The organism is Marinomonas sp. TW1 (assembly GCF_001625355.1).
Lineage (GTDB): Bacteria > Pseudomonadota > Gammaproteobacteria > Pseudomonadales > Marinomonadaceae > Marinomonas.
Map to the genome: position 1 here is coordinate 1 of NZ_JSEE01000029.1, position 9,542 is coordinate 9,542.

Below are 9,542 nucleotides of genomic sequence, written 5' to 3' on the forward strand. Positions count from 1 at the left end.
GCGAATCGCTTCCAACTTAAACTCTTTGGTATAGGTATTATAAGGTTTACGTTTTGTTGTCATAAGAACACTCCTAAAGGACTTATTGTCCCTGATTAAAAATGTCCGTTAAACTGTAGCAGGTTCAGGGTGACCCCAATTATTACAATTATTTCCTTGTTAATTTTATTATTTTTTCTCAAATATGCGAACAACAAACCCAATAAAATATATGGCGGCGGTAAATATAAAAATAAAGGGTAATTGCTTCATAGGTAAACAAACAAAAATCAACACATCCATCCCAGTACTATGATCTGTTTTCCCTATATAAAAAACCCAAACAGCCATAACACAGCAAGATATTAAAGATGCAAAATTTACTAACCAACTTTTTACGTTAGAAAACCTGAGAAAAACAACTCCAGCTATTCTTATAATATAGGGTGATATAAACCACGAGTTAAAAATAATCCATTCCATTTCAAATTATTCATATTAAAATTCAAATTTACTATATCCTATATAATAAAGCGACGTCACACAAAGACCATATAAGAATAAAAATAAATATTTTGTTTTAATAAACTCACTGTATACCATTAATCTATATTCTCCTGTTGTGGATATGACAGTATCAAGCTTTCCGCTTCCTTAAGCATTTCATCAGCAACATTTTTTACCTTATCAACTTTATTTTTTTCTTCAATGGTGAGTCCACCAACGGTGACATTGCCAAGGTCGATTATGGCTTTGGTAGTTTGAACTTTTCAAGAGAAATGCAAAAAGGCTCAATTACAGGATTGGGCCTTGGAAGAAGTTAAAGATTTTTCTAGCTTATTGAAAAAATGAATATTTTAGGATGGGGGGATTACTAAATTCTATTCACCTTATACTCAACCGTTTCGTAACGTGAATTAAAGTAATATTTACCTTCCTCTATTATCTATAATTATAATTATTTTTCTAAAATAAGAGATGAGTAGAATACTCGTAATAATAAGAAATTGACATGAACTTAAGCTTAATAAAACCAGCCCTTCCCAACCACGCTCAGGCCGATCAAAATATAATATTACTGAATAAGAGCATACAATAAAACATATTAAATTAACAATGATATTTTTTATACTTGAGAAACTGGAATATGCCGAAAAAAATATACTTAAAATATATGGAGAGATATATACAACATTAACAAACACCCAAAAAAAAGTTATTTTTTCTTTTCCAAACCCATACTCAAAATATGCAAGATAGTAAAATACAATTATTAACAAACAATAAATCAATGGTAATAAAAAATTCAATCTATTCTGAATTATTTTCATCATGACACGGTTACCTTTTAAATTTTTCTGATTCTGGACTTTCTAAATCTGGAGTTGGACCGAAAGCTGGAACATAGTTTGGGTATCCAGGTAATAATACTCTTTCATTAACTAATGACGGTTCCTGACCAGCTTTAATCTGAGCATCATAATAATATGAATTACTGTTATATATTTTATTTTTTCCAGAACAATCTAACATTGCACAGCGCAATGTCTTTCCAAAACTTGGGTAATCTTTCCATACATCTGAATCCGTCATATCTTGATAATAAACATCCATCAAGCTATCTTCTAGATTAAAATCATCTTTTTTATCACCGTGCAATGAATAATTACCTTCTTTTATAGCTGCTAATGTTTTGATTTCTTTCTCTTCTTTAAGATTAGGCTCAGCCACATATTTTCCGTCAACCAAATACTTACCATTAACGACAGGAACAAGCTTATTGTTATTTTCTCCCGTTTCAGAGTCTGTTAGATCAATATTAAGTGCCTCAAATATATAACCTACTCCTTGTCCCTCAATCTCTACAGGTTCCCCAAATTTCTTTTTATCCTCATCAGAAAAGTCATTTGAGTTATCTCTTACAATGACAGATGCAGCATGCTCAAACATAGTTGATGCAACACTTCTACTTATATCAAGCTGCCTGTGATCCACTTCCGCATTGCCCACTTTGTTGGCATTAAGGGTGCCTTGCTGAACGCTGTAACTGGCCACTTGTCGTTGGTTGAAATTACTGCCTCCGGTGCTGTCTAAGTCACCTCCAGCCGCTTGGTTAATACGATCCGCCAATTGCGCACCAAAGGCATCACCCAAGGCTTCTTGGGTGCTTTCACTGTTAGTGAAGAAAATCCCTTGGCCTTGCCCTTGGAAATCCTGTGTTTCCAAGACTTCATGGCCCAAGGTATCAATTTGGCTGGTTTTGCTTTCCCCATTCACGTCAAGATACATCTTGCCCGCTTCGCTACTATTGGCATCGACTACCACGCCACCTTTGACGTCGCTAAGCAATGTATCGGCTAATGAGCTACTGGTGGTTGCTTTACCATCGTAGAGATTGATTTCACTTAGCTCTAACCCAAATTTATCCTGTGCAAGATGGCCTAATGCCACCACAGCTTGGTTATACTCTTCTTCATTTTCGCTCTTCAGACCTGCAAGAATTTCTTTATTCTCAGGGTTACGTAACAAGTCGTTTTTCAGCTGTGTGCCCTTGGCATTGTTGGCAAGGGTTTGTCCATAATCGAAGAATCCCAGATCCTCGTCTTCGTTCACCCTAGATACCGCACGGCCTATGTCTTCACCATGTTCATAGGTATCGGTAACATCATTCGCAATCTGCTGACGACCCGATGCCGTCAACATACGGTTGTCCACCGTGAGGTTGGCGTCTAAGCCTCCGCGCTCAACATCTTTGGTGATTTCTTGGCTGTTGGTAATGTCTCGGTTAAGATCTGCGAATTGCGCTTGTTCGTCTATATTGCTGCCACCCACGGTGACATCGCCAAGGCCGATGGTGGTTTTGGTGGTTTGGGCTTTTTCATAGCCATCAAAGTTGGCCCCAATGTTAGTGGTATCGCCACCGGCAGACAGACTGATGCCGAGGTTTTTGCTCTCGTCTATGTCTTTTATATCCGACACGCTTAAGGTGTCGGTGGTGAGGGTCATTTGGCCATTGTCTTCACCTTGTGCATTGGTCGATGCCAATACCGCACCCGTTAAGCTGGTATCCTTGGCGGTGATGTTGACTTGACCACCCGTGATGCCACTTTGTTGTGCTACCCAAGCTCGTTCAGCTTCGCTTTGGCTGGCGTTCACTCCCACATTATTGATGCCATCGCCACCGGCACCCATGTTGCCACCTAGGCTTTTGCTGTTACTGCTGGAAGTGTCTTGTATACTGGTCACCACAAGCTGATCTGTGGTGATGTCAATGCTGTCCGCATCCAGATTACCGCCTTCAATGGTCAGGTTATCACTGTCACTGACAAGACTACCGGCCACCAGTTGGCTATTGATGTGTGTCACGCTCTGGCTGTCACTGCTGCTCTGGTTGGCGTTGACACCACCACTTAAAGACGTCGTATCAGCTTTCATACTAACGCTTACACTGGCACCTTCACTGTGACTTTCAGTCTTTTCGGTATAAGTGTTTTTACCCGCAGTGATATTGATGTTTTGGGCATTCAGCGCAAGTTGCCCAGCCGTCGCAATAACAGATCCTTCGACATTCAAGTTGTTGTCACTGGTCAGACTGGTATTACCACCTACCTGAATGTTAGCCCCTTGCCATTGACCTTGACTAGTGGTGGTTGAGGTGGTGTCGGTTTGCGTAGTCACGCCCGCCGTGGCGTAAAAGCCCGTTCCTCCACTGGTAGTAGCTGCTGCTGCGGCTGCGGCTCCCGATGCAGCAACCGCTGTCGTGGCGCTGGCCACGTTGGCAGTCGCCACGGCGAGGTTGGCTTTGTAGAAGTCCAAATCGCTTTTCGGAAGCTTACCATCGGCGACTTTTTGTTTGGCGTCTTCGTAGGCGGCTTCAGCGTCTTTCACCGCGTCTTTGGCTTGATCTAAAGCACGTACCGCAAGGTAGGTATCCGCATAAGCGTTTTTCACACCCACTGTTAAGGTTTTGGTTTTGGTGATGCTGTCATTTGTGGTGTCTGTGGTGTCTTCACGACCACCGATCAGCACGTTCTCGCCTTCTATGTTGGCATCATTTTGCACCGTCACATCACTGCCAATGATAGCCACGTTTTTGTTGGCTTGGATGTTTAGGTTGCTTGCTTGTAAGCTCGACCCAGCCCAAGTATTGGCGGCAGTAGTAGTACGCTCAGTGCGATCAGTTTCCGTAATGCTGGCTAGTGTTAATTCCCCTTTTTCAGAAGAGAAGCTGGCGCCCTCACCAGAGACGGTTTGATCCGTATGAGAAGTGGTGGTTACACTATGTTCTTGCGCCGCATCGATGGTGACATTTTGTGCTGTTAAGTTGGCTGTGTCGCTCAGCGCCACTTGTGCGCCGATCAGGGCTAGGTCTTGCTGTGCGGTGAGGTTAAGGTTACTGGCAGCCAAGGTGGTGGTTTGTTGCGTTAGAGTATCGGTGCGGGTGGCATCCGACTCACCCACCTTGATTTCCCCATGAATAAGTCCAGCAGTGGCCGTTGAAGCAATAACAGCAATACCTTTCACAAGATCCTTAAAGATACCGCGGAAACTTGAGGAAGATTCACTCCACTCGCTGCTTTCTAATGCCTGAGTGGTGACGGTGACATTACCCGCTAATTCCCCTTTGTCGTTGACGTATTGGCCATTGGCGTTTTGTGTGACCGCATCGGTGCCAATCGTCAAGGTGTCGTTGGCCGCTAAGGTAGCGCCTTCTAAGGTAATGTTGCTGCCACTGTCTAGGCTGATGTTGCCACCGCCGACCAAATCACTGGTCACCGCGGTTTGCTTAATAGAGCCCTTATCTTTGGCTTTGACTTTAAAGGTGCCTTTTTTCTGTTTCTGGTAACGCTGTGACGTTTGGTCCACGGCGCTGAGCAGTTGGATGTCCCCACCTGCTTGCAAGCTGATGTTGCCTTCGGCGTTAGCTTTGCTACCCTCCAAGAGAATATCAACACCTGATGCAATAGTAAGATCACCGCCCGACGTCAGGTTCGTACCTTGATTAATCAGACTCTCAGACGTCGTCGTGGTCGTGGAACGCTTGGAGCCAAACAGGCCCGATTTTTTCTTCTTCACTTGTTTATAAGAGGAGTTATGCGCCGTTTCTGTGGTCAAGACCACATCACCGCCCGCAGCTAACGCAATGCCCTCACCACCATTCAACGTGGATCCTTTGGAAAAGATGTCGTTCTGACTCACTAGAGTCAACGTACCGCCAGCACTCAACTCAGTACCTGTGATGCTTTCGTTATGACTACGCTTTTCTGTGGAATTACCGCCGCCACCCACAAAGCTGTAGGCGTCTTTGGTGTCTTTGACAGCTAAGAGGTCGATATTGTTGGCGGATAAAATCAGATCGTTATCCGCCGTCAGCTGAGCACCTTGACTGGTAATGGTATTGCCCGCGCTGAGTTGGAGGCTGTTGGCCGATAAGGTACTTATTTGATGCGTTGTACTGGACTTATTAAAATTATTGCCTGCTTTATTACTATTTGTCACCGCGAGACTGGCGACCGTAAAATCATTACCCGCTTGAGCAAAAATCTGATCATCGGCACTCACCTCACTGCCAATTAGGCTAATGTCATTACCCGCCACTAAATTGATAGTGGCGCCTTGTAATGTCGCTGTTTCTCCCACCAAGGTTTGTGTACTAGCAAAGGTACCCGATGACGTTTCAATCGTTTGACTCTGGGTCTCACTGGTAATGTTGCCGCCCGCCACCAAATTGAGAGCGCCATTAGCTTGCATACTCCCCGAGTTACTAATATCGCTAGAGGCATTTAGACTGACATTGTTTCCTGCCGTCATGTTACCGCTATTGCTAATATTCTCGCCACTGATAGATAAATCAGAGCGAGCGACAATAGCGCCTGAATTAACAAGATCACTATCCACTTGGATGTCTATATTAGTTGCAGCAATCAAGGATCCATCTGGTCTTAAGGTCATATCGGAAGTATTGGAAAAATATACCTTCGGCACCAAAGCTTCTTGAGGGCCTAAATCCGTCTGCACAGTCTCAGAGACCATCCATACGATCGGTTGTTTAAGTTGCGCCGCTTGTTTATCAGTGAGTTCAATGCCCACGCTTAATTGTAAGTCTGTGTATTCCTCTAAGGCATTGTCCATCAAGGTCTCGTAGGCGGATTCTATGTCCACTTGATCGGGCAAAGTTTGGAAACCGGTGTAGGATAAGATTTGCTCACGCACCAGATTTTGCTCTAAAAAGCCATCGCCCAGACGCGAGGCCGTTTTCCCGGTTCGGCCTTGATCATCACCGACCATTTTTTTGAGCATGTAGTCAGATGAGACAAAATTTTTGTAATTGGTGAACAAGGGGTTGGTTTGTATTAGGTAATCAGAATCAGGATTTTCGGAAGGGGTATAAAGCGCACTCTGTACAAAAGAGTCCACATTAAGGTCATTAAAAATGGCGTCACGGCGGGATTTGACAAGGTTTAGATCAACGTTATTCACCGCTGGTTCATCTTGATTACCTGTCATTTTTACCTGTAATGAATCAGATGTCCTAGACAATTTCATCTGATTCATTTCTGTCGTGTTTGCATCCAATTCCGTTTGAACAATAGATTTGCCATCTAACTTAGCCGTGTTTGTATCCAATTCCATTTGAACAAGGGAGGTGTCATTTGAGCTGGTAATGTTTGCATCCAATTCCGTTTGAACAAGAGATCCGTCATTTGAAGTGGTAGTATTTTCATCTAATTCCGTTTGAGCAAGAGAGGTGTCATTTGAGTTGGTAGTGTTTGCATCCAATTCCGTTTGAGCAAGAGAGGTGTCATTTGAGTTGGTAGTGTTTGCATCCAATTCCGTTTGAACAAGAGATGTGTCATTTGAGTTGGTAGTGTTTGCATCTAATTCCGTTTGGGCAAGAGAGGTGTCATTTGAGTTGGTAGTGTTTGCATCCAATTCCGTTTGAACAAAAGATGTGTCATCTGACTCTGTCGTGTTTACATCCAATTCCGTTTGAGCAAAGGAGGTGTCATTTGAATTAGTAGTGTTTGCATCCAATTCCGTTTGAGCAAGGGAGGTGTCATTTGAATTGGTAGTGTTTGCATCCAATTCTGTTTGAACAAGAGAGGTGTCATTTGAATTGGTAGTGTTTGCATCCAATTCCGTTTGAACAAGGGAGGTGTCATTTGAATTGGTAGTGTTTGCATCCAATTCCGTTTGAGAAAGAGTTTTGTCATCTGAATCATCGATTGAGGCAGCAATAACTTCATCCACCGCCCCAACATTTGACACATTTCCAGCTTTACCTTTTATGTTTCCTCCAGCAGTAAAGGTGGCGGAAGCCAATGTTATAAATTCTTCTTGTGTATTATTTTCATAAGAAACATGTACATCATAACCAGATGAAGATGATCTTTGATACATATCAGTCTTCTTAATAATCTCCTCTGTTTTTTTTATGCCAAAATAACTTACGTTGTTAAGATTATCTGTTGCGTAGATTAAATCCCCCACTGAACTTATAGTTGAATATACATTATCAATCAAACCCTTTAAATACATATTACCAGAAGTCAATATATAAGACTCCTCACTATCATAATCAACAATTGGAGTAGAAATCATTTCAGTATAATCTCTATAGAACTCATCGACCAAATCAACAACATACTCTTGAAAGTGAATACTATATTCGTTTACAATTACATTATTATAAACAGAAAACACTTTCTTTTTATTTATTAATTGATTGACATCAATATTCAAATCTCCAATAGTCTCAATTGTTGCGGAGCTGTTAAGCAAAGTACCATTTGTCTTAAAGCTAGCCGTACCAAGGCTATACAACACCCCACCATTTTCATTATTAAGATTACTATCCGCCTCTATTTTCAAATTAGTTCGCCCTAAAATAATGCTATCACCCCCACTATTTTTCAAAAAATTTGTTTTTATATCGACATAATTTCCCGATATCCCCCCTGTATTCGTCACATTATTCGATGCATAAATACCTAAGGTACCTTTTTTTGTCGAAATCACGCTGCCCGCTTCATTCTCTACTGTTTGAGCGATGATATTAATCTCATTTGCAGACTCAACATTAGAACCGATGTTATAAAAATTCTTTTTTGTATCAATAGTTAATAAATCATTCGCTTTAATATTCGCGCCGTTTTCATTTATAAAGTCATTATCTATTTTCAAAAAAAGGTGATCAGTTGATAACAATTCACTGTTGACAGTATTATTTAAAAGTGAGGTGACATTAATTTCTACACCATGACCCAAAAGTCGCCCCTGATTATCTAAATGGTCTGTTTCTATCTTTAATGACTGATTTTGAGCTAAGACTGAACCAGAATTCACAAAATGATGACTGTTAACCTTAATGCCTTGAACAGCCTCGATATCACTATTCGAATTCGTGAGTTTACCTTCCACATCGAAGGTTAATTTTTTTCCAGCATGAATTAAGGCTCCCTCTTTATTGATCACATCACTTGTGATATTGAAATCGAGTTTATCTGTTGAATAGACTTTACCGTTAACCGTGCTATTGCTCAGTTCGGTGGCATCAATCCTGATGCCCTTAGCCGCTACAGAACCTTGGTTATCTAGCTGATTCGTTTGAATGATTAAAGCGCCATCTTGCGCTAAAATCGTCCCCGAGCTGGTGAAATTCTGACTCTTGATGTCGACCTGATTTAAAGCTTCAATCGTGGAATCTGTGTTAGTGAGATTGCCCTCGGTATTTAAAGTCAGATCGGAATCCGCATGCACTAGAGCACCATCTTCATTAGTGACGTTACCTTGCACATTCAGTGCTATCGCATCGGTTGAATAGATTTTACCACTCGACGTGCTATTACTCAGTTCGGTGGCATCAATCGTAATGCCTTTACCCGCCAAGGTTCCTTGGTTATCCACCTTGTTGGTTTGAATAGTTAAGGCACCATCTTGTGCCAAGACGGTGCCTGTATTCGCGACATTATTCGCTTTGATATCGATGATGTTTAATGCTTCAATCGTGGATTCTGTGTTAGTGAGGTAGCCCTCGGCATCTAAGGTCAGATCAGTATCCGCATGAACCAAAGCGCCATCTTCATTGATGATGTTCCCTTGTACATTCAGCGCGATTGCATCGGTAGAATAGATCTTGGCTTTCGCTGAACTGTTGCTCAATTCGATGGCATCAATCGTAATGCCTTTACCCGCCAAGGTTCCTTGATTATCCACCTTGTTGGTTTGAATGGTTAAAGTGCCGTCTTGCGCCAATACCGTACCGGAGCTCGCGACATTATTCGCTTTGATGTCGATAGTATTTAAAGCTTCTATTGTGGAATCTGTATTGGTGAGATTTCCCTCAGTATCTAAGGTCAAGTCGGAATCCGCATGAACCAACGCGCCATCTTCATTAGTGATGTTGCCTTGTACATTCAACGCGATTGCATCGGTGGAATACATCTTGGCGTTAGCTGAACTGTTGCTCAGTTCGGTGGCATCAATCGTAATGCCTTTACCTGCCAAGGAACCTTGGTTATCCACTTTGTTGGTTTGAATGGTTAAGGTGCCGTCTTGTGCCA

The 9,542-nt window shown here is 42.0% G+C and carries 1 protein-coding gene; it reads right to left on the reverse strand.

The window, feature by feature from the left end:
• Window positions 1–1,320: 1,320 nt before the first annotated feature.
• Window positions 1,321–9,504: a hemagglutinin repeat-containing protein gene (locus tag OA79_RS17690; RefSeq protein ID WP_231908914.1), complete on the reverse strand. Its 8,184-nt coding sequence runs from the start codon at window positions 9,502–9,504 to the stop codon at window positions 1,321–1,323.
• Window positions 9,505–9,542: the final 38 nt, after the last annotated feature.